Source organism: Catellatospora sichuanensis (assembly GCF_007483665.1).
GTDB classification, from domain to species: Bacteria; Actinomycetota; Actinomycetes; order Mycobacteriales; family Micromonosporaceae; genus Catellatospora; species Catellatospora sichuanensis.
Map to the genome: position 1 here is coordinate 1 of NZ_VIQO01000013.1, position 19,956 is coordinate 19,956.

A 19,956-nucleotide genomic window follows, 5' to 3' on the forward strand; every position below is an offset into this window, starting at 1 on the left:
CCGACGCCTACGGCGACCTGACCGGCGCGAACGTGCTCGTGCTCGGCGCGTCCTACCGCGGCGGGGTCAAGGAGACCGCGTTCTCCGGCGTCTTCCCGGCCGTCGAGGCGCTGCGCGCCCGCGGCGCCAACGCGTTCGTCAGCGACCCGATGTACACCAGCGAGGAACTGGCCGCGCACGGCCTGCCGCCGCACCAGGGCGAGGCCGTCACCGCCGCGATCATCCAGGCCGACCACGCCGAATACCGCAACCTCGGCCCGGCCGAGCTGCCCGGCGTCCGGGTCCTCGTCGACGGCCGCCGCGTCACCGACCCGGCCCGCTGGGCCGACACCGACCGCATCGTCATCGGCGGCTGACCCGCCTGTGCTACGCAACGGCCGCCGCACCCGTCGGGTGCGGCGGCCGTTGCGCATGTCAGAGACGACGAGGCCGCCGCACCCGTCGGGGGCGCGGCGGCCTTCGTGTCGGCCGGCTGGTCAGTGGGTCGAGTCGAGCACCGCGGCGTCGACCTCGGCACGCTGCCGCGGGACAGCGGCGACGGCGGTCGTCGGCACCGGCAGCCGCAGCGCCGGGGCGGCCTTGCGTGAGCTGCGCAGGGCGGCGAGCCGCTGCGAGGTCAGCCGGTGCGCCAGGCGCAGCAGCGTGTACGCCCCGTAGGCGTCGTAGCGCACCAGCCGGTGCTTCAACCCGCCGAGCCCGCCCGGGGCCACGTAACCGCCTTCGGGCCGCCGTCGGCGGTAGTCCTCCACGATGCGCCTGAAGAAGGCCTTTCGCATGCTCTGCCCGAGCCGGCGCTCATGTCCGATGATCACCAGATAGTGGTTGATCATGATGCGGAACAGCTCGGGCCGGAACCGCTCGAACCTGCCACCGGCCTGCTCCACGGTGGCGAAGACGCGCTCGTACTGCTCGAAGACCTCGAAGTGGCGCTCGGAGACGGAGGCCGTGATGGCCCCGGGCGTCTGCTGGCGGTACTTGTAGCAGACCACGTCGAGCACGTCGATGGTGCCGGCCGCCATCAGCAGCGGGTGGCTGTACGACGCGTCCTCGTACCAGCCGGCAAAGAAGCGCAGGCCGTTCTCCTCCAGGAAACTCCGCCGCGCGATCTTGGTGCAGGCCGACTGCGCCAGCCGCAGCAGCTCCGGCCGCCGCGACAGGTGCAGCGGCGTGGGGGCGTCGCCCAGCAGTCCGGCGGAGACCCGGGGCACCACGGTCCCGTCGCCGAACACCTCGGCGTGGTCGACGATCAGGACGTCGGGGTGGTGCAGCGCGAGGCGGTCGAGCACCGTCTGCACGGCCCCGTCGGGAATCCAGTCGTCGGAGTCGATGTACCAGACGTAGTCGCCCTTCGCCTGCGCCAGCCCGGCGTTGCGCGCCCGGCCCAGCCCGACGTTGGCGGTCAGATGCACCGGCCGCACGCGGGCGTCCCGGGCCGCGAAGGCGTCGAGGATGGCCCCGCTGCCGTCGGGGGAGGCGTCGTTCACCGCGACGACCTCGATGTCATCGCCGGGGTGGGACAACAGCGATTCGAGGCATTCCCCCAGGAACCTCTCGACCCCGTATACGGGCACGACGAACGAGATGCGAGGCGACGGCGAGGGGGATTCATGTCTCACGTCAGCAAAGGGTGCCAGACACCCACTACCCACCGCCAGGCCCAAATGGTCACAAGATCCCCGACGACGGGCCTTATCGACCGGCGCAGATGCCCCCGGCGCGGCCGTGGCCCGATGTTTGCCTGTCGGGTGTCGGCCCTGCTAACTTCGGCGTTTCACGGGAGTAGGCCACCGGCATGCCCTCTGCGCCAGACGACGAGCCAGGACAGACGATGACGGACAGTGTGCCGGGCGTTCCCACGCACAGCGCCCTGAAGGTGCTGATCACCGGCGGAGCGGGATACATCGGCAGCACGATCGCCACGGCGTGCCTCGACTCCGGCATAACCCCAGTGATACTGGACAATCTGTCGACCGGCCGCCGGGAGTTCACCGCCGGGCGTGAGTTCTACGAAGGCGACATCGCGGACGGGCCCCTGGTCGACCGCGTCTTCGCCGAGCACCCGGACATCTTCGCCGTCGTGCACTGCGCGGCCCTGACCGTCGTGCCCGATTCGGTCGCCCAGCCGCTGCGCTACTACCGCGAGAACCTCGCCAAGACGGTCGACTTCGTGGACCACCTCGTCCGCAACGGCTGCCGCCGCCTGATCTTCAGCTCGACGGCGGCGATCTACCAGCCCGGCCCCGAGTTCACCGTCGACGAGGACTCGCCGATCGGCCCGGTCAGCCCGTACGGCCGGACCAAGGCCATGGTGGAGGCGGTGCTGGCCGACGTGTGCGCGGCCGAGCACTTCTCCGTGATCTCCCTGCGCTACTTCAACCCCATCGGCGCCGACCCGCAGCTGCGGACCGGACTGCAGCTGCCGCGGCCCACCCACGCGCTCGGCAAGATGATCGAGGCAGTGGAGAGCGGCGAACCGTTCCGGATCACCGGCACCGACTTCGAGACCCGTGACGGCACCGGGATCCGCGACTACATCCACGTATGGGACCTCGCGCGCGCCCACGTGGCCGCCCTGCAGCAGTTCGACGAGGTTCTGGCCGGTGAGCCGGAGTCCCACCTCGTCGTCAACATCGGCACCGGCCAGGGCACCACCGTGCGCGAACTGGTCGACGCGCTGGAGTCCGTCCGTGGCGTGCCCCTGGCGACGATCGAGGCGCCGCGGCGGCCCGGTGACGTGGTCGGCGCCCACACCAGGGTCGATCGTGCCCGGAAGCTGCTGGACTTCAGCTGCGAGTACACCGTCGCCGACGGCGTGCGGCACGCCCTGGAATGGGCCGCCGTACGGGCCGCCAGGCTCGACGACAGGTAGCCCTCCCTCACGGGCCGGGCTGACGTCGGCCACCGTGCCGACGGCTTCCGCTCCGTGCTTCCCCAGCCCGCCCGGACAGTGCCGGGCTAGGCTGAGCTGCGGGTACGACGTCCGGCGAGCACCAGGCGAGGAGCACTCATGGCGGCGCAGAGTCCCCTTCCCGCAGCGGCCTCGGGCCGTTTCTCCATCGGCGGCGACCTGCCCGTCAACCGGCTCGGCTACGGCGCGATGCAGCTGACCGGCCCCGGGGTCTGGGGCGACCCGGCCGACCCGGACGAGGCCGTCCGCGTCCTGCGGCGGGCGGTGGAACTCGGCGTCGACCTCATCGACACCGCCGACTCGTACGGGCCCTTCGTCAGCGAGATGCTGATCAAAAAGGCGCTGCACCCGTACCCGGAAGGTCTGGTCATCGCGACCAAGGGCGGGTTCACCCGCGCCGGTCCGGGCGACTGGCGGCCGGTGGGCCGGCCGGAGTACCTGCGCCAGCAGTGCATGCTGAGCCTGCGCCACCTCGGCTTGGAACGGATCGATCTCTACCAGCTGCATCGCATCGACCCGCAGGTGCCGATGGAGGACCAGCTCGGCGAGCTGGTGCTGCTGCAGCAGGAGGGGAAGATCCGGCACATCGGGCTGTCCGAGGTGACCGTGGCGCAGATCGAGCAGTCGCGCAAGCTCGCGCCGATCGTGTCCGTGCAGAACCTCTACAACCTGGTCAATCGCAGCGCCGAGGACGTGCTGCGGCACTGCGAGGAACAGGAGCTCGCCTTCATCCCGTGGTTCCCGATCGCGACCGGCGAGCTGGCCAAACCCGGCGGCCCGCTGGCGCAGGCCGCCGAGCGGCACGGGGTGGGCCCGGCGCAACTGGCGCTCGCCTGGCTGCTGCGGCGCTCGCCGGTGATGCTGCCGATCCCGGGCACCTCGAGCGTCGCGCACGTCGAGGAGAACATCGCGGCCGCCGAGCTCACGCTGACCGACGAGGAGTACCGGGAGCTCGAAACAGCGGTCTGACCTGCGACCCGGATCGCGCCTCAGGCAGCACCCGCCCCGGCCAGTGGCGACCGCGTGGCCGCCGAGGCGAAGCCGAGCCACGTGTGCCGGTTGCCGGCCCAGCACCAGCCCACCTTCGGCGCGTGCCGCCGGGCAGCGCCGTCCCGGCCCGTGCCGTTGCTGATCCACAGGGCCGGGGTCCGCGCGTCGAGCGAGCCGTTCGCCCGGCGCAGCCGGGAAGCGATGGTCATGAAGCAGCGGTTGCGCTCGAGCACGTCAGGCTGCGCGAGCACCCACATGATGCCCTCGGTGAGAGTCAGCGGCGTACGCGCAGCAGCCGTGATCGCCGCGAGGGCCTCGTCCGGACTCCAGTTGGCCATGGCGTCCCCGCGATCGACGTCGTGCAGCAGGTACAGCGCCGACGGCGGCGGGACCGCGGCGTCGATCGGCGCGAACGCGTCGACGTCGGTCATGTCCTCGACCACGAAACCCGCCCTGCCGTCCCGCTGGAGCAGCGGCGCGAGCGACGACGGCCGCACCCGGCCCGGATGGATGACCAGCAGCGCGTTCGTGGTGCCGGTCGCGGCGGCCGCGTGCACCTGTTCCGCGGTCAGCCCCGCGCCCTCGTGCAGGCCCAGCTCGACGAGGCGGCGGGCCTGCTCACGCAGGTCGGGCAGGGGCGCGGGCATGGCAGACCTCCGGACGGCATCGACTGCGAACGTACCTCGCCCTGCACTGGCTGAAACCACCGCGCAACCTACTGCGGCTCCTCGGCGTATGACAAGCATGACCACCACGGCCACACAGGAAATGGTCGTTCGCGGGCGCACCCGCCGACGCGTACGCCTGGCGGTCTTCACCGCCGGTGCCGCGATCGTCGCGGCCCTCGTGCTGACGGCCCTGACCACGCCCGCTGCGCCGATCCCGGGGTCGCCCTCGGACGGCGCGGCAGCCCTGCCCGCCGGTTGCCTGCCCGGGCAGACGCCGGTCAGCCTCGACATCCCGGCGGAGGAGCGGGCACTGGTCGACGTCTTCAACGGCACCACGACGGCCGACCTGGCCCGAACCGTCGCCGACGCCCTGCGTGACCGCGGGCTGAACGTCGGCACCGTCGGCAATGAGCGGACGGTACATCCCGACCGGATCGCCGTCCTCCGGTTCGGACCCGACGCCGTCGGCGCAGCCCACCTGCTGCGCGGCTACGTGGCCGAGGCCGACGAGGAGGACAAGGTCGAACTCGAATTCGACCCCGCTCGCCGGACCGGTGCCGTCGACCTCGTCGTGGGCGGGCAGTTCGAGCTGCTCGCGACATCGACCGAGATGCGGCACCGGATGGCGCTGCTGGGACGTCCGGCACTGCCGCCCGGCACCTGCCGTCGCTGACGGCGAAATGTGGTCTGAACGATCTGCCGTATGCGCATCGGCTGGGCTGCGCGGCTTTCCTCAGACGTGGCTCGGTTCGCCATCAGGCTCAGGTTCTGCACCGACGACCGACCGGAGGCGTTGCCGTTCGGCCTCGGTGCCGATGGCCGTGCGGTGTTCGGGGTGGTCGATGTAATGCCTGATGGCGGCAGCCAGGAACGGGTAGCCCACCGCGAAGCCTCGGGGGATCGTTTCCGTTCGCTCTCGGCCGTTTGGCCCGACCAGAGTCAACCTCACGCCCCGGCCCACGCGAGGACCGGCCTCGACGAGTTCGGCGTCGGTGATGGCGTCCCAGGACGCGCTGGGGAAACCGAGCCCGCGCCCGTCCAGTCCGGCGGGCGTGAGTATGAGCCGAGGCCGAAGCGCGGGAATGAGCGAGATGCCGAGACTCCACGAGGCGGCGAGGGCGAGGGGGATGACTAGATCGGCCGTGCCCGAACCGGACGGTATTGCGGCGAGGTGCGGCGCAGCCAGATATCCGCCGACGATGAACATCCCGCCGTTCGGCCACCGCGGCGTGGTGGTGAACGAGCCTGTCATCACCTGGAATCCAGTCGACGGCCACGGCCAGCGCCATACGGCCACGCTGTAGACCACCAGGACTGCCAGCGGCACCAGCAGGTAGCCGGCGAGCCCGCCGGACTGCCACAGCGGCTCGGTCGCCAAACCCAGAGCAGTGCCCAGAGGCCAGCAGAGCGCTGCCGTGGCAGCGGGATGCCAGAGCCTGGCACGACGGAACATGGCGCAAACATAACCGCCGCCGTCTCGCGACACGGCGCCGGTCAGCCATGACCCAATGACCTGGTGCCCCCGGCAGGAATCGAACCTGCGACCTGCGGTTTAGGAAGGGGCTGGCCCTGAGCGACCTAGCCTGGCGGCTACCTGCGGAAACGTGCGTCACAGAGACTCGCAAGTCCTAGATCATTCCGTGCATGTTCCGTGGGCCTCATGAATCGCGAATCGTCGCCTACCTGGCGGCGCCAATCATCACGGCCAGCACTTCGCGAGGGTCGCGCTGTGCTAGGTACTGGAAGTGAATTGAGTCTGGTGCTTGTGACTGCGGATCGGTCAGCCAGGACGCTGTGCTCCACTGCTGCGCGACGACGGCATGTACCCGTTCCACCACGACGAGCCAGGTCGCTTCCCCACCAGCTATACGCGCCAGATAGCCGGACGCCAACACATGATCCACCACGTCGCCGAACGTGGTGCCGTCCGCCACGTCTAGGACCTGCTCGTGCGGAGCGTCGACGTCGTCCCCCATCGCGACGCTGTCGCGCGTCGACCGAATTCGCATCCAGTCATCATCGCAGCCCGCGCCGGCCGACCGCGCATACGTGCTGGACATGTGGCTCGCCTCGGCAGGGTGCGGCCGTCAACTAGCCCAACCCTGAACCTACGGATTACTGGCGGTCAGGTCGCCGGAGGCCAGGCACGAGGTTGCCCGCGCAGGTTCGCGCGTGTGGGGTCGGCGGCGCGCAGTGACGTTGCTGTACTTCGCTGCTTACGGCAGGGTTCCGTGATCGCTCCTACACACCCGTCGTCGCTTGCGCGATTCCAGCCGCAAAGGCGATGAGGCCCAGGGTGGCGACCACGATGCCGCCCGCCATATTGAACCACCACGGCATCCAGTACCAGGAGAACACGGCAGGCAACGGGAGCGAACGGGGGAATTCCGGGTCACGGCGTTGCCGCCGGGCAATCAAGATCGCCAGAGCGCCGCTCGCGGTCACCAAAAGTCCGATCCCTAACAGGATCACTGCGCCGACCAACGGCCCGCCTCGAGCTGCTTCGCCTTCATGAACCATAAGCACGGAGCCCACTGTAAATCCGTCGCGAAAGCTACAGAGGTTCGAATCCTCTACCCGCCACCAGCAGCAGAAACGCGGTTCTGACCAGCAACAACGGTCGGGGCCGCGTTTCGCTTTGGGTCCGGCTGTGTCCGGCTGAGTCCAGCCATCTACGGCTGTCCTGGGGAACATTCGGGGAACACGCCTGGTGTCGGCGGGTGGCTCTGCCGTGAGCTGATCCCCTCGGACTGGCGGGCTCTGCCTAAGCGCAGGGTGGGGTCCGGAGTGCCTGCCGAGGCTTCAAGATTTTTCTGCGAAGCGGTTAGAAAAATCTTGGAGTGGCAGGTGCGGAGTGGCCCCGGCCTGCGCTTACCTGTGGCGACTGGCCGAGGGGATCTTGCTGATCCCCGAGCGTCGGCCGGGGTTTGGGGCGGAGCCCCAAGGTCTACCGCTCTAACCGTGATGATCGCGGATGTGACGGCGGCGGGAGCTGCGGTCAGCTAGTCCGGCTAACGTGCGAAAAGAATAAAAGTAGAAAATAATGCCGATCTTCGGTAGCTGAACCTACTGACAAAACCATCGATTGGAGACGATTTTGCGGTCCCCTGACATGGGGTTTGTGTGGCTGGGTGCGTTCGAGATGTTGACCGGCGCGGTGATGTTCTTGAAGGCGCGGGCGGCGATGCGTCTGCCGGATGTTGAGTCGAGGCGCAAGTACCTGGCTTTCGCACCTCGGATCTTCAAGGACAGCCCGATGATCATGAAGGTTGTGGGTGCCGCGAGCATTCCTGTTGGTGTGTACTGCGTCATGATCGGGTTTGGATGGGTTGGCTGACCGGGCTGCCAGCATGATCATTTCCTCTCGCTGAGCGGTCACCCCCGGCTTGATCGCTTCCGGCACGCCCTGACGTGCGTCGTCGCTGGCCGTGGCCGCATCGTCGGCCAGTCGATCACCAGCCGCGTTGATCAGAGCGCTGACCTGTGGCAACTCTTCGCCTTCGGCAAAGTCGATCTGTCCGATCGACTCAAGGCTTCGCTGCTGGCTGCCGGGTCGGGCGCGGGCCTGGCGCGGCCGGAGGCAGAGCGCCGAGGCCCAGTGCCCGGACCCAGCGCGGCGCTTCAGCGCCGCCTTGACCTCGTAGGGAAAGTTTCGACACATGCCGATGGGCTAGGTATGCCGGCAGGGAAGGTGCTGTGATCTCAGTGCGCTGGGAGATCGCGTGGTCGCCTTGCTGCCAGCTATGGCACGCGACCGGAGCGTTGTCAGTGACGGGCATCCCAAGCGGCTTTTCTGGCGGCACGAACCTCTTCCGTCAGCCGCTCCAGCGTTTGTCCCGCGGGGAACGGTTGCGATGCTGCCCGCCAAGCTTCGGCGGCTAGTGTCTCTGGCCAGCGCGGAGTGTCTGGGCTGATCAGATTGCGGTACTTCTGCTGGAAGTCGTCGTCGCCATTGACGACCGCGCCGCCTTGGCCAAGTTGCGGCACCGGAAGCATGTTGAAGGTATGAACCACCTGAGTGCCGTCGTCTCCTTCGAAGATCAGCTCAACGTCGGTGTCTGACACCACCCGAAGGGCCTTGAAGCTCATGCTTTCCATCGCCCGACCCTAGATCATTCCCGACGGAGGTTGAATACCGTCGCACCTCGACGCGGTCGCGATGCGGCCGCGTTTTGCTTTGCGACCTGCGAAAACACATCCAAGATCATTCCGTGCATATTCCGTGACTGGCGACAAACGGCGGCTCGGGGTGGCGCACGGCTGCACACGGCATCGATCGGCCGGTGTGAGTCTTCCCAGTTCGGAAGGGGAAATGCCTGATCGTGGAGGTGCCCCCGGCAGGAATCGAACCTGCGACCTGCGGTTTAGGAAACCGTTGCTCTATCCCCTGAGCTACGAGGGCGCGAGTGCACAGTCTAGCGACCGGCGAGACATCTCGCTGTACGAGGTGGTCCGGTATTGCCGGTGCGGCCTGAGCCGGCCCAGGTGGCGATCGGCCTGAGCGCCGCCGTCCTGGCGGCCGTGTACCGCACCCACACGGAACGGTGCGGTTCAGCGGTTGGGGCGCAGGGTCCAGGTGATGGTCATTTCCCCGGTGGTCACGCCCTCGGCGTCGGCGATGACGACGTTCACCTCGAACTCGGGCCGCTGCCCGGCGTCCAGTTCGGCCACCACGTCCGCGGGCTGCCTTGAGAGCGTGGCGGTCGCGCTGACGACGCCCATGGCCAGTTTCCGGTACGCGATGCCTGCGCGCACCGCGAGCGGCGTGGCCCGGTGCAGCTGGTCGCCGAACGCGGCGAGCACGATGGCGCCGGAGGCGGTCTCGCCGAGGCTGAACATGGCGCCCGCGTGCGGTCCGCCGACGTGGTTGTGCACGGCGGGGTCGTCCGGCAGCGCGGCGACGGCGCGCACCCCGTCCCCGTCGACGGTGATCTCGGTGAACTCGATGCCGATGGTGCGCGCGAACGGCACGGTGGCCAGCAGGCCTTCGGCGACGGCGGTGGCGTCGATCGTCATGGCCGCCATGTTACCGACAAGTAACTAATGGCGGCAAGGGGTCGGCAGGCAAACGAAAGATCGCCGCCTCGTGTCGAAACCCGAAGTGAAACCCCGGGTTTCGACATGAAGCGGCGATCTTGGGCGAGGCCACCGGGCCTCGCCGGGCGAGGTGACCCGTCAGCGCCAGCCGACGTCGATCCGGTCACCGCGCTCGTCGAAGAAGTGCAGCGCGTCCATGCGCACCGCGATGGACAGCGGATGGCCCGAGCTGATCTGCGGGTACGGCGCCAACCGCACCGCCAGTTCGGCGGCGCGCCGGTGGTGCCGGCCCGGGTCAGAGAGAACGCTCTCCCGCTCACGATGTGACGGCCGCTCGACCACCGAGGTCGCGACTCCGTTGCTGCGGCCCTTCATCCGGTTGATGACGTGGCCGAAGCGGCGCAGCCGGGAGCCGTGCTCCTCCTGCTCGGCCGCGGAACGGCCGATCTCATCGACCACGACCGCGGTCGCGCCGATGTCCACGAAGGCCAGCGACTCGTGACCGTGGTGCTCCAGGTAGCGGATGCGTCCCTGCAGCACGTCGCCCGGAGTGTCCGGGGCGACCGGCGTGAGGGCTTCGGCCCGTACGCCGATGACGATGCGCTCGCCGTGGAAGTGCGACACGGCGCGAGCGCGGATGTCGTCCCACTTCAGGTACAGCGACTGCTCGCCCAGGTTGAGCTGGACGTAGCGGTCGAGGTGCACGTAGACCGACGCCTCCAGCAGGTTCATACGCGGGCTGCCCAGGAAGGCGGCCACGTAGAGGGTGGCCGGCTTGCCGTACACCTGCGTGGGTGTGCCGACGTCCTGCAGCACGCCCTTGCGCATGATGGCGACCCGGTCGGCCATGGTCAGCGCCTCGGCCTGGTCGTGCGTCACGTAGACGGTGCTGACGCCCAGCTCGCGGACCAGCCCGGAGATCTCGGCGCGCAGCTCGGCACGCAGGCCGCTGTCGAGGTTGGACAGCGGCTCGTCCATCAGGAAGAGCCCGGGACGGCGCACGATGGCGCGGCCCATGGCCACCCGCTGGCGCTGGCCGCCGGACAGCTGGCTCGGCTTGCGGCCGAGCACGTCCCCTATGCCCAGGGCGCTGGCGACGTCGGCGACCCGCTCCGCGCGCGGCTCCGGCTCGATGCCGGAAAGCCGCAGCGGGAAGCCGATGTTCTCGCCGACGGTCATGTGCGGGTACAGCGCGAAGTCCTGGAAGACCATGGCGATGCGCCGGTCGCGCGGCGGGAGCTGGTTGGCCAGCTGGCCGTCGAGCATGATGGCGCCGCTGCTGGGGTCCTCAAGCCCGGCGATCATGCGAAGCACGGTCGATTTGCCGCAGCCGGAAGGACCCAGGAGCACCATGAACTCCCCGTCGGCCACGTCCAGGCTGACGTTGTCGACCGCTACGGTCCCATCTGGAAAAACCTTGGTGACGTCTTTGAGCGCGACGGTTGTCACCGTCTCCTCCCACAGCGATCGTTCCGGCCCCGAATCTGGACACTCTCGCGAAAAATCCCCCGCCTTCCTATCGGGTAAACGTTCCATGTTCACGCGGTCACGAATCTATTACCTTGCCGCTCGCCCAGTTCACGACGCTGCGGAATCGCATGCGAACGCACCGTGTCTTTTTCGGAGAGTGCAAACAGCGAGGCCCGGACCGCCGTCGCGGACCGGGCCTCGGAAAGGCGGCGCAATCCTCAGCGCGGCGGCACCGGTCGCGGCGGCGTCACCTGCTCGCCGAGAAAAACGCGGCGCACCACCCGTTCGGCCGCGTGCCCGTCCTCCCAGGCGCAGAAGCGGTCACGGAACGCCGCACGACGCTCACTCCACGCGTTCGCGCGGCCTTCGCCGAGCAGCGAGACCAATTCGGCGAAGCTGCCGGCGACCGGACCCGGCGCGTGCTCGATCACGTCCAGCGAGGCGCCACGTGCCGCGCGGTACTCGGCCCAGTCCGGCACGTAGAGCACGATGGGCCGGTCCAGCACCGCGAAGTCGAAGATCACTGACGAGTAGTCGCTGACCAGGATGTCAGCGGCGAGGTAGAGGTCCTCCACCACGGGATACGCCGACACGTCCTGCACCCGGGGGTCCGGGGAGTCCACGCCGGGCACCAGGCGGCCGCGCACCAGCACCCGGGCGCGCGGGCCCAGCGCCGCGGCGAGCGCCGCCGGGTCGAAGGGCGGCAGGGTCAGCGGCTCCGGGCGTGACGTCGGCATGTACAGCACGACGGTCTCGTCCTCGGGCACGCCCAGCGCCGCCCGGGCCGCCGCGGACTCGGCCGCGCCCGCGCGGGCCAGCCGGTCGTTGCGGGGCGAGCCGGTCTCCAGCGACTCGAACGCGCACGGGTAAACCCGCTCCCACACCTCGGTGCTGTGGGCGTTCGCGCTGACGCTGAAGTCCCAGCGGTCGCTGCGGCGCAGCAGGGCCGCGAAGTTGTGCTTCTCGCCCGCCGGGTGGTGCTGCTCGTCCAGGCCCATCGCCTTGACCGGGGTGCCGTGGTGCGTCTGCAGGTGCACCTGGCCCGGCCGCTTGCGCACGAAGTCCGGGAAGTTCACGTTGTTGACCAGGTACTTCGCCCGGCCCAGCAGCCGGTAGTAGGCACGCGAGCCCTCGACCACGTGGGCCGTGCCCGCGGGGACCGCGCCCACCGCGTCCCGGCCGATCACCCACACCCCGCGCACATGCGGGGCGAGGCGGCGGGCCGCCTGCTCGACCGCGGCCGGGTTGCAGGAGACCTCGCGGTACCAGTACGCCGCGTAACCGGCCAGGTTCTCCTCGAGCGGCAGCCGGCGCTGCAACCGGTAGTAGGCGCGGGCGAGCAGGCCCAGGTGGGCGCCCGACCCGGCGCGCTCGCGCAACCCGGAGGTCACCGCACCGCGCACCCGGCGCTGGGTGCGCCGCACCGCCTGCAGCGCGGCGTACGAGCGCCAGGCCCGCCGGGCCACCAGGCGGTAGCGCAGCCCGTCCGCGCCGCCCGGCGGGGCGAACCCGCCCGCGGGCAGGTAGCGGGCGAACATGTCGGCGGTGCGCAGGAACGAGTGCTTGCGCAGGTTGGCCGGCAGCCGGTCCTCGTTGCCGACGGTCTGCATCAGGTGCCAGATCATGCGCGCGAACAGCACCGGCCGGACCGGATCGGCCCGGCCGCCCTGCAGGTCGATCAGCTCCCAGGCCCGCTCCCAGTGGGTGAAGACCTCCAGGTGCCGGGGGTTCACGGTGCGCGTGATCGCGCCCTGGCGGCGCTGGCGGTAGGCGTAGCAGACCTCCTCCAGCGTGAAGATCCGCTCGGCACCGACCAGCAGCGGGTACGTCCAGGAGACGTCCTCGTACCAGCCCGGGGCGAAGCGCAGGTCGAGCTTGGCCAGCAGGTCCCGCCGTACGATCTTGTTCCACACGGTGTGGATGGTCTTGACCAGCCCCGGGCGGGACTGCAGGTCGGCCCCGTTGGGCCCGGCCGCGGCGGCCAGCGACCGGCGCAGCCTGCTGCGGCGCGGCCGCCCGATCGGGTACGTGCGCTCGAAGTCCACGATCAGCACGTCCGGCGCCTGCTCGCGCAGTGCCCGCGCGACCGTCTCCAGCGAGCCCGGGGTGAGCGTGTCGTCGGTGTCGACGAACCACACGTACTCGCCGGTCGCCTGGGCCAGGCCTAGATTGCGCGCCTCCCCGAGCCCGACGTTCTGCGCCAGGTGCAGCACGCTGACCCGGGAGTCCCGGGCGGCGTACTCGTCGAAGATCTCGCCGCAGTGGTCCGGCGACCGGTCGTCGACCGCGATCAGTTCGACGTCGGCGAAGCCCTGGTCCAGGATCGAGTCGAGGCACTCGCGCAGGTAGCCCTGCACCTTGTAGGCGGGCAGGACGATGCTCAGCAGCGTCACGTCGGCATCGGCCCCCTGTGCGGCGGGGCCGGTGCGGCCCGCGTTCGGTATCCGTCAACGCTAACAACGCGGGCCGGGCTCAACCGGGTGAAACCGTAGGACGGCCCCTCAGCACTCGATCACGTTGACGGCGAGGCCGCCACGCGCGGTCTCCTTGTACTTGACCTTCATGTCGGCGCCGGTCTCCCGCATCGTCTTGATCACCTTGTCCAGGGACACGAAGTGGTTGCCGTCGCCGCGCAGCGCCAGCCGCGCCGCGGTGATCGCCTTGACACTGGCCACCGCGTTGCGCTCGATGCACGGGATCTGCACGAGGCCGCCCACCGGGTCGCAGGTGAGCCCGAGGTTGTGCTCCATCGCGATCTCGGCGGCGTTCTCCACCTGCTCCGGGGTCCCGCCGAGCACCTCGGCCAGGCCGGCCGCCGCCATCGAGCAGGCCGAGCCGACCTCGCCCTGGCAGCCGACCTCGGCCCCGGAGATGGACGCGTTCTCCTTGAACAGCACGCCGATCGCAGCGGCGGTGAGCAGGAAGCGCACCACACCGTCGTCGTTCGCGCCGGGCACGAAACGGGCGTAGTAGTGCAGCACCGCAGGCACGATGCCGGCCGCGCCGTTGGTCGGGGCGGTGACCACCCGGCCGCCGGCCGCGTTCTCCTCGTTCACGGCGAGCGCGAACAGCGTGATCCAGTCCATGACCCGCAGCGGGTCGGTGGCGAAGTGCTCCTTGGACAGGGTGCGGTGCAGCTCCGCGGCGCGCCGGCGCACCTTCAGGCCGCCCGGCAGCGTGCCCTCGACGTTGCAGCCGGTCTCCACGCAGTCCTGCATGACCTGCCAGATGCGCAGGAGCCCGGCCCGCACGTCGGCCTCCGAGCGCCAGGACAGCTCGTTGGCCAGCACGATGTCGCTGATACGCAGGCCGGTGTCCTTGGCCAGGGCGAGCAGCTCGCCACCGGTCCGGTACGGAAAGCGCACCACCGTGTCATCCGGTTTGATACGGTCTGCCCCGGCCGCGTCCTCGTCCACCACGAACCCGCCGCCGACCGAGTAGTAGGTGCGCTCGCGCACGCACGCCCCGGCCGCGTCGAAGGCCGCGAACGTCATCCCGTTCGGGTGGAAGGGCAGCGAGCGCCGGCGGTGCAGGGTCAGTTCGAAGCCCGCGTCCTCGATGTCGAGCAGCCGGACCCGGCCCGCCGCCTTGATCTCGCGGAACCGGGCGTCGGCGGTGGCCGTGTCGACGGTCTCGGGGTCGTCTCCGGCCAGCCCCAGCAGCACCGCCTTGTCGCTGCCGTGCCCGTGGCCGGTCGCGCCCAGCGATCCGAAGAGCTCGGCGCGCACCAGCGCAACGTCGCTGAGCAGCCCGTCCGCCTTCAGCCCGGTCGCGAACCGGTTCGCCGCGCGCATCGGCCCGACCGTATGCGAGCTGGAGGGCCCGATCCCGATCTTGAAAAGGTCGAACACGCTGATCACGGGGTGTGCCTTCCGACGCTGGAACGGACGGTCAACAGTAGCTCTGCTACCGGCAGGACCGTCAGCCGAGTACTCTTCGGCGGGCTGGAACCGGTTCCGCACCCCCAACCCCCCTCGCGCCCCCCGTTCGACGATGCGAATCAGCGAACACCCCCTGCGAGTAGTTGGTCACGGATCGCTGTTCCGGCGACGTCACGTCGGGGGAGTTCTGCCATGCCTTCTGTTTCGCGTCGTGCCGCCATCGGCGGACTGGCCGCGGGTGCCGCCGGTGTTCTGGCCGCCTGCGGATCCGGTCAGAAGCCGCAGCGCACCGGTGCCAATGTGCCGCAGCAGCGCACCGGTGAGTCCGTGACCGCGCCGGCGTCCCCGAAGCCCACCCCCGGCCGCACCCGCGCGCCGCGCACCGCCAACCCGGTCCCCGCCGAGAACAGCCACCCCACGGGCAAGCGCTGGCTCGCCGACGACCCCGGCTTCCGCAGCGCCGACGACGTACAGCAGCAGATCGCGGCCTACGCCTCGGCGACGAGTGTCGCCGCCGGCGAGTCGATCGACTTCCACGTGCACGTGGGCGGCTCCGAGGCGTACCGGATCGAGGTCTTCCGGCTGGGCCACTACGGCGGTGCCGGGGCCCGCCACGTGGTGAGCAGCCCCACGCTGAACGGCAGGCCGCAGCCGAAGGCGGCACGTGTGGTCAAGACCAACCTCGTCGCCTGCGACTGGCCCGTGGGGTGGACCCTGAAGGTGCCGGCCGGCTGGGTGTCCGGCATGTACGTGGCGGTGTTCACCACCGCCTCGAACCACCGCAGCCATGCCGTCTTCGTGGTGCGCGACGAGCGCCGGACCGGCAACCTCTGCGTCGTGCTGCCGTTCTCCACGTACCAGGCCTACAACTTCTGGCCGCGCGACGGCCGCCTCGGGCGCAACCTCTACCACGGCTACCGGCTCGACGGCGTGATCGGCACCGAGGAGCGGTCCCGCAAGGTCTCCTTCGACCGGCCCTACAGCGGCTCCGGTCTGCCCTACATGTTCGACACCGACTACGACCTGATCCAGTGGGCCGAGCGCAGCGGCTACGACGTGACCTACGCCACGAGCGTGGACCTGCACGCCGGGCGGATCGATCCGCTCCGGCACGCGGGGCTCGTCTTCCCCGGGCACGACGAGTACTGGTCGGCCGAGATGCGGGCGGCCGCCGAGACCGCGGTGGCCGGCGGGGTGAGCCTGGCCTTTTTGGCCGCCAACAACGTCTACTGGAACATCGGCTACGAGCCCGCCGGCGAGCGGCCGGACCGGGTCGTCGCCTGCTACAAGTACGCGCAGGAGGACCCGGGCTCGGCCGCCCGCCGGTCGACCGTCACCTGGCGCACCCTCAGCGCGCACGACGCGGAGCAGCGGCTGCTCGGGGTGCAGTACAACGGCGTCGTCGCGACGGCCGCGCCGCTGATCGTGCAGCAGGCCGGCCACTGGATGTGGCAGGGCGCGGGGGTCCAGGACGGCATGGCGATCCGCAACCTGGTGGCCGGCGAGGCGGACGGCCGCGACGCCGGCTACCCGTTCGCCGACGGCGTGCAGACCCTGCTGTCCGCCTCGCCGTACACGACCACCAGGGGCAAGCCCGCCGTGCAGAACACCAGCGTGTACGAGGCGGCCTCGGGCGCCGTGGTGTTCTGCGCGGGCACCTTCAACTGGCCGCTCGCGCTCAACCGCCGGGGCTACCGCGACCCCCGCATCCAGCGCGCCACCACGAACCTGATGAACCGCATGCTGAACCCCGAGGGCGCAGCACCCGCCATGCGGGCCTGATCTCACGCCCCTTCGAAGATCACGGTCACCGAGGTGTAGCCCAGCGAGCGCATCATGCTCTCCAGGGTCTTGCGGGTGTTCTCCTCGGCCCGCTGCTGCAGCGTGCTCTTCTTCGCCGCGTCGGCCAGCTGCTGCTCGGCCCGCAGCAGGGTCTCCTGCTGCCGGTTCGGGTCACCGTCGAAGAACTCGGAGACCCGGTTGATCAGGCCCCGCTCCTCGGCGAAGACGTAGCTGCGGTCCAGGTCCAGCTTCGGCTCGGCGACCTGGGGCGCGGGCAGCGTGATGGTGACCGACTTGCGGTCCGGCGAGACGACGATCTTGTCTTCGGAGAGGTTGCTGAAGTCGACGTACGCCTCGACCGTGCCCGCGGCCACGAACAGGGTGCGCTGGTTGAGCAGCCAGTCCGGGATGAACTTGCGGTCCTCCTTGAGGTCGACGATGACCTCGAAGTTGCCCTCCGCGGCGACGAACCGGCTCAGGTCCTTGATCGACAGCAGCAGCGGCGGCTGGCTGTTGTCGGTCTTCTGCTCCGCGAACGGGTTGGCGAACTTCGGGATCAGCCCGGCCGCGGTCAGCCCGAAGTAGCCGCCGGCCAGCACGCCGAGCACGACCACCAGGGCCAGCAGGGCGCGCCCGAATCTTGACCGGCGGGGCGGCTCGACGTGCTCGACTTCCTCGTCGTCGGGTCGCTGCCGGGGCAGCGGTTCGGTCGGCCGGGACCGGCCGGGCTTGAACTCCGGCAGGTTCTGCGTCGGCTCGTCGGCGGCGCCCATTGACGTCTCCTGTCTGACCGCTGGGGTGTACGGACACCACGGTATTACCCGACGCCGACAACAAGCACCCTCTGCGGTCGGACCAATACGCGATAACCCGCGGGCGGCCGTCAGCCGAAGGCGGCGATGCCGGTGAGCCGCTGGCCGAGCACCAGCTGGTGGATCTCCGAGGTGCCCTCGTAGGTCAGCACGCTCTCCAGGTTGTTGGCGTGGCGCAGCACCGGGTACTCCCCGGAGACGCCGTTGGCGCCGAGGATGGTGCGGCACTGCCGGGCGATCGCGATCGCCTCGCGCACGTTGTTGAGCTTGCCCGCGCTGACCATCTCCGGGCGCAGCCCCCCGCGGTCGGCCACCCGGCCCAGGTGCAACGCCAGCAGGAAGCCCTTCTGCAGCTCCAGCGCCATGTCGGCGAGCTTGGCCTGGGTGAGCTGGAAGCCCGCGATCGGCTTGCCGAACTGGGTGCGCGTGCCGGCGTACTCGATGGCGGTGTGCAGGCAGTCGCGGGCCGCGCCCAGCGCGCCCCAGACGATGCCGTAGCGAGCCTCGGTGAGGCAGCTCAGCGGGGCCTTGAGGCCCGCCGCGTCGGGCAGGATCGCGTCGGCGGGCAGGCGCACCTCGTCCAGCACGATCTCCCCGGTGGCGCTGGCCCGCAGCGAGAGCTTGCCGGTGATCTCCTTGGCGGTGACGCCCGGCGTGTCCATGGGGACCGCGAAGCCGCGCACGCCCTCGTCGGTGCGGGCCCAGATCACGGCCACGTCGGCGACCGGCGCGTTGGTGATCCACATCTTGCCGCCGTGCAGCACCCAGCCGTCGCCGTCACGGCGGGCCCGGGTGGACATGTTCGCCGGGTCGGAACCGTGGTCGGGCTCGGTCAGGCCGAAACAGCCGATCAGCTCACCCTTGGCCATACCGGGCAGCCAGCGCTGCTTCTGCTCCTCGGACCCGTACTTCCAGATCGCGAACATGGCCAGCGAGCCCTGCACGCTCACCAGCGAGCGCACGCCCGAATCGGCCGCCTCCAGCTCCAGGCAGGCCAGCCCGTACGCGACCGCCGACGATCCGGCGCAGCCGTAGCCCTCCAGGTGCATGCCGAGCAGGCCGAGCGCGCCGAAGTCGCGGGCCAGCTCGCGCACCGGGGCGTGGCCGGTCTCGTACCAGCCGGCCACGTGGGGGCGTACCTTGTCGTCGACCAGGCGCCGGACCACGGCGCGGATCTGCAGCTCCTCGTCGGTGAGCAGCGAGTCCAGGTCGAGCAGATCGAGGGGGAGCACCGGAGTCGTCACGGGGTCACCTTAACGGCGGCTAAGCCATCAGGTAAACGACGGCCGGGTTCGGCCGCCGACCGCACCCGCCAGGAGCGGAAGTCCGCGCAGCGGACGAGCGACCGGCGGGTAAGGGAGGCCTCCCAGGCCGAACCCCGCGCCCGCGGAGGCGGGCGCCAGCAGCTCAGCTCAGCTCAGCTGAGCACCAGGATGCGGACGTGGATCTGGTGCCGCTGCTGGAGTGCCGCCCGCAGCGCCCGATGCAGCCCGTCCTCCAGGTAGAGCTCACCCTTCCACTGCACGACGTGCGGGAACAGATCGCCGTAGAACGTGGAGTCGTCCGCCAGGACCCGGTCGAGCGCCATCTCCAGCTTGATGGTGATGAGCTGGTTGAGCGACACCCGCTCCGGCGGGATCTCGGCCCACTGCTTGAGGGTGTACCCGTGCTCCGGGTACGGCTGCCCGTCGCGCACCGCCTTGAAGATCACGCCTGCCCTCCCCTCCGAAACCGAGTGCGCTCAGCCTAACCGCCGTCGGCGACGTTGTGCGCACCCACCGGCGCCCGCGCTGCTTCCACGGTCGCTCCCCAGGTCCCGCGGTGGACCACCTCGTCGAGTGACCTGCGCCCCCGGGCGAGTGACGCCGACCGGTGATCGGCCGCTCGGTAACCCACGCTCACCGCGCCGACCGGGGCGTACGCCGCCGGCACCCCGAACGCCTCGCGGAACGCGTCGAGCCGCTGCGGCGGGATGCCGAAGAAGCACGCGCCCAGGCCCTCGTCCACGGCGGTGAGCAGCATCAGCAGCGCGGCCATGCCGGTGTCGACATGCCAGTACGGCACCGCCCAGCGCGCCTCGTCGCGATCCGTCCAGCCCTTGTCGGCCTCGGCGTACCGGTCCAGGTACGCCGACTTGTCCGACAGGGGCACGATGATCAACGGAGCCGTGCGCATGTTGTGCAGCCACCGGGTCCGCGCTCCGGCCTGCGGGCTCGCCGCGGTCCAGAAGCGTTCCCGCTCGTCCGCCGTCTCCAGCACCAGGAACGCCCAGCCCTGGGCGAACCCGGCCGAGGGTGCCCGGGTGGCGTGGCTCAGCAGCCGCTGCACGACCTCGGCCGGCACCGGCCGGTCCGGGTCGTACCGGCGCACCATCCGGCGCCGGCGGACGACGTCGGCGAACTCCACGC

Annotated in this window: 20 protein-coding genes and 1 tRNA gene; 6 read left to right on the plus strand and 15 right to left on the minus strand. The window is 70.1% G+C overall.

The genetic code is table 11. The features are described from left to right. Positions 1-356 (plus strand): UDP binding domain-containing protein (locus tag FLL47_RS24980; protein WP_281286631.1); only part of this gene is annotated, 356 nt, incomplete at its 5' end. A gap of 120 nt (positions 357-476) precedes the next feature. On the opposite strand, the gene FLL47_RS24985 is transcribed toward FLL47_RS24980, so the two are convergent. Next, positions 477-1,616 (minus strand): glycosyltransferase family 2 protein, encoded by a 1,140-nt coding sequence (locus FLL47_RS24985; RefSeq protein WP_186315900.1) that lies wholly within the window; start codon positions 1,614-1,616, stop codon positions 477-479. 212 nt (positions 1,617-1,828) lie between these two features. Here FLL47_RS24985 and galE point away from each other — a divergent pair, with 212 nt between their 5' ends. Continuing rightward, positions 1,829-2,869, plus strand: coding sequence for a UDP-glucose 4-epimerase GalE (galE, locus tag FLL47_RS24990; protein ID WP_246158561.1), 1,041 nt, complete (start codon positions 1,829-1,831; stop codon positions 2,867-2,869). A gap of 138 nt (positions 2,870-3,007) precedes the next feature. Beyond that, a complete protein-coding gene (locus tag FLL47_RS24995) occupies positions 3,008-3,877 on the plus strand; it encodes an aldo/keto reductase (RefSeq protein WP_144123022.1) in 870 nt (289 codons plus the stop codon). A 20-nt stretch (positions 3,878-3,897) separates the two neighbouring features. On the opposite strand, the gene FLL47_RS25000 is transcribed toward FLL47_RS24995, so the two are convergent. Further along, a complete protein-coding gene (locus FLL47_RS25000; protein ID WP_144123023.1) occupies positions 3,898-4,545 on the minus strand; it encodes a DUF5701 family protein in 648 nt (215 codons plus the stop codon). Positions 4,546-4,633: 88 nt separating this feature from the next. On the opposite strand from FLL47_RS25000, the gene FLL47_RS25005 reads away from it, so the two are divergent. After that, positions 4,634-5,239 carry a LytR C-terminal domain-containing protein gene (locus tag FLL47_RS25005; RefSeq protein WP_186315901.1) on the plus strand — a complete coding sequence of 202 codons (606 nt, stop codon included), beginning with the start codon at positions 4,634-4,636 and terminating at the stop codon, positions 5,237-5,239. A gap of 60 nt (positions 5,240-5,299) precedes the next feature. Here the strand turns inward: FLL47_RS25005 and FLL47_RS25010 are convergent, their stop codons facing one another. From FLL47_RS25010 to FLL47_RS25020, 3 genes are all read right to left on the minus strand, one after another. Then, positions 5,300-6,019, minus strand: coding sequence for a hypothetical protein (locus FLL47_RS25010; RefSeq protein ID WP_144123025.1), 720 nt, complete (start codon positions 6,017-6,019; stop codon positions 5,300-5,302). A gap of 226 nt (positions 6,020-6,245) precedes the next feature. Continuing rightward, the gene (locus FLL47_RS25015; protein WP_144123026.1) at positions 6,246-6,626 is read right to left on the minus strand and encodes a hypothetical protein; all 381 of its coding nucleotides are present in this window, start codon (positions 6,624-6,626) and stop codon (positions 6,246-6,248) included. Positions 6,627-6,807: 181 nt separating this feature from the next. After that, positions 6,808-7,092 carry a hypothetical protein gene (locus tag FLL47_RS25020; RefSeq protein WP_144123027.1) on the minus strand — a complete coding sequence of 95 codons (285 nt, stop codon included), beginning with the start codon at positions 7,090-7,092 and terminating at the stop codon, positions 6,808-6,810. 586 nt (positions 7,093-7,678) lie between these two features. Between FLL47_RS25020 and FLL47_RS25025 the strand changes: the two genes are divergently transcribed. Beyond that, complete coding sequence (locus tag FLL47_RS25025; RefSeq protein WP_144123028.1) at positions 7,679-7,903, plus strand: hypothetical protein; 225 nt, start codon at positions 7,679-7,681, stop codon at positions 7,901-7,903. Positions 7,904-8,331: 428 nt separating this feature from the next. On the opposite strand, the gene FLL47_RS25030 is transcribed toward FLL47_RS25025, so the two are convergent. The 6 genes from FLL47_RS25030 to FLL47_RS25055 form a co-directional block, all read right to left on the minus strand. Then, positions 8,332-8,664 (minus strand): hypothetical protein, encoded by a 333-nt coding sequence (locus FLL47_RS25030; RefSeq protein WP_144123029.1) that lies wholly within the window; start codon positions 8,662-8,664, stop codon positions 8,332-8,334. Between the two features lie 231 nt (positions 8,665-8,895). Beyond that, positions 8,896-8,968, minus strand: a tRNA-Arg gene (locus FLL47_RS25035). Positions 8,969-9,117: 149 nt separating this feature from the next. Then, a complete protein-coding gene (locus FLL47_RS25040) occupies positions 9,118-9,582 on the minus strand; it encodes a DUF4442 domain-containing protein (RefSeq protein ID WP_144123030.1) in 465 nt (154 codons plus the stop codon). 159 nt (positions 9,583-9,741) lie between these two features. Next, positions 9,742-11,052 (minus strand): ABC transporter ATP-binding protein, encoded by a 1,311-nt coding sequence (locus FLL47_RS25045; protein WP_144123031.1) that lies wholly within the window; start codon positions 11,050-11,052, stop codon positions 9,742-9,744. 239 nt (positions 11,053-11,291) lie between these two features. After that, positions 11,292-13,466, minus strand: a complete 2,175-nt coding sequence (locus tag FLL47_RS25050) for a bifunctional glycosyltransferase/CDP-glycerol:glycerophosphate glycerophosphotransferase (protein ID WP_144123032.1) — start codon at positions 13,464-13,466, stop codon at positions 11,292-11,294. 108 nt (positions 13,467-13,574) lie between these two features. Then, complete coding sequence (locus FLL47_RS25055; RefSeq protein WP_144123033.1) at positions 13,575-14,933, minus strand: L-serine ammonia-lyase; 1,359 nt, start codon at positions 14,931-14,933, stop codon at positions 13,575-13,577. A gap of 213 nt (positions 14,934-15,146) precedes the next feature. On the opposite strand from FLL47_RS25055, the gene FLL47_RS25060 reads away from it, so the two are divergent. Beyond that, complete coding sequence (locus FLL47_RS25060; protein WP_222106198.1) at positions 15,147-16,736, plus strand: N,N-dimethylformamidase beta subunit family domain-containing protein; 1,590 nt, start codon at positions 15,147-15,149, stop codon at positions 16,734-16,736. A 2-nt stretch (positions 16,737-16,738) separates the two neighbouring features. On the opposite strand, the gene FLL47_RS25065 is transcribed toward FLL47_RS25060, so the two are convergent. The 4 genes from FLL47_RS25065 to FLL47_RS25080 form a co-directional block, all read right to left on the minus strand. Further along, the gene (locus tag FLL47_RS25065; protein WP_144123034.1) at positions 16,739-17,509 is read right to left on the minus strand and encodes a DUF4230 domain-containing protein; all 771 of its coding nucleotides are present in this window, start codon (positions 17,507-17,509) and stop codon (positions 16,739-16,741) included. A gap of 110 nt (positions 17,510-17,619) precedes the next feature. Continuing rightward, a complete protein-coding gene (locus FLL47_RS25070; protein ID WP_144123353.1) occupies positions 17,620-18,780 on the minus strand; it encodes an acyl-CoA dehydrogenase family protein in 1,161 nt (386 codons plus the stop codon). A 185-nt stretch (positions 18,781-18,965) separates the two neighbouring features. Then, positions 18,966-19,259 (minus strand): type II toxin-antitoxin system VapB family antitoxin, encoded by a 294-nt coding sequence (locus tag FLL47_RS25075; RefSeq protein WP_144123035.1) that lies wholly within the window; start codon positions 19,257-19,259, stop codon positions 18,966-18,968. Between the two features lie 35 nt (positions 19,260-19,294). After that, on the minus strand, positions 19,295-19,954 hold the full coding sequence (locus FLL47_RS25080; protein WP_144123036.1) for a nitroreductase family protein: 660 nt from the start codon (positions 19,952-19,954) through the stop codon (positions 19,295-19,297). Positions 19,955-19,956 lie beyond the last annotated feature (2 nt).

Excerpts from the sequence above, each read along its gene's own strand:
- FLL47_RS25015 (WP_144123026.1), bottom strand. The coding sequence starts at position 6,626 with ATGTCCAGCACGTATGCGCGGTCGGCCGGCGCGGGCTGCGATGATGAC.
- FLL47_RS25005 (WP_186315901.1), top strand. The coding sequence starts at position 4,634 with ATGACAAGCATGACCACCACGGCCACACAGGAAATGGTCGTTCGCGGG.
- FLL47_RS25030 (WP_144123029.1), bottom strand. The coding sequence starts at position 8,664 with ATGGAAAGCATGAGCTTCAAGGCCCTTCGGGTGGTGTCAGACACCGAC.
- galE (WP_246158561.1), top strand. The coding sequence starts at position 1,829 with ATGACGGACAGTGTGCCGGGCGTTCCCACGCACAGCGCCCTGAAGGTG.
- FLL47_RS25000 (WP_144123023.1), bottom strand. The coding sequence starts at position 4,545 with ATGCCCGCGCCCCTGCCCGACCTGCGTGAGCAGGCCCGCCGCCTCGTC.
- FLL47_RS25010 (WP_144123025.1), bottom strand. The coding sequence starts at position 6,019 with ATGTTCCGTCGTGCCAGGCTCTGGCATCCCGCTGCCACGGCAGCGCTC.
- FLL47_RS25065 (WP_144123034.1), bottom strand. The coding sequence starts at position 17,509 with ATGGGCGCCGCCGACGAGCCGACGCAGAACCTGCCGGAGTTCAAGCCC.
- FLL47_RS25060 (WP_222106198.1), top strand. The coding sequence starts at position 15,147 with ATGCCTTCTGTTTCGCGTCGTGCCGCCATCGGCGGACTGGCCGCGGGT.
- FLL47_RS25025 (WP_144123028.1), top strand. The coding sequence starts at position 7,679 with ATGGGGTTTGTGTGGCTGGGTGCGTTCGAGATGTTGACCGGCGCGGTG.
- FLL47_RS25040 (WP_144123030.1), bottom strand. The coding sequence starts at position 9,582 with ATGACGATCGACGCCACCGCCGTCGCCGAAGGCCTGCTGGCCACCGTG.
- FLL47_RS24995 (WP_144123022.1), top strand. The coding sequence starts at position 3,008 with ATGGCGGCGCAGAGTCCCCTTCCCGCAGCGGCCTCGGGCCGTTTCTCC.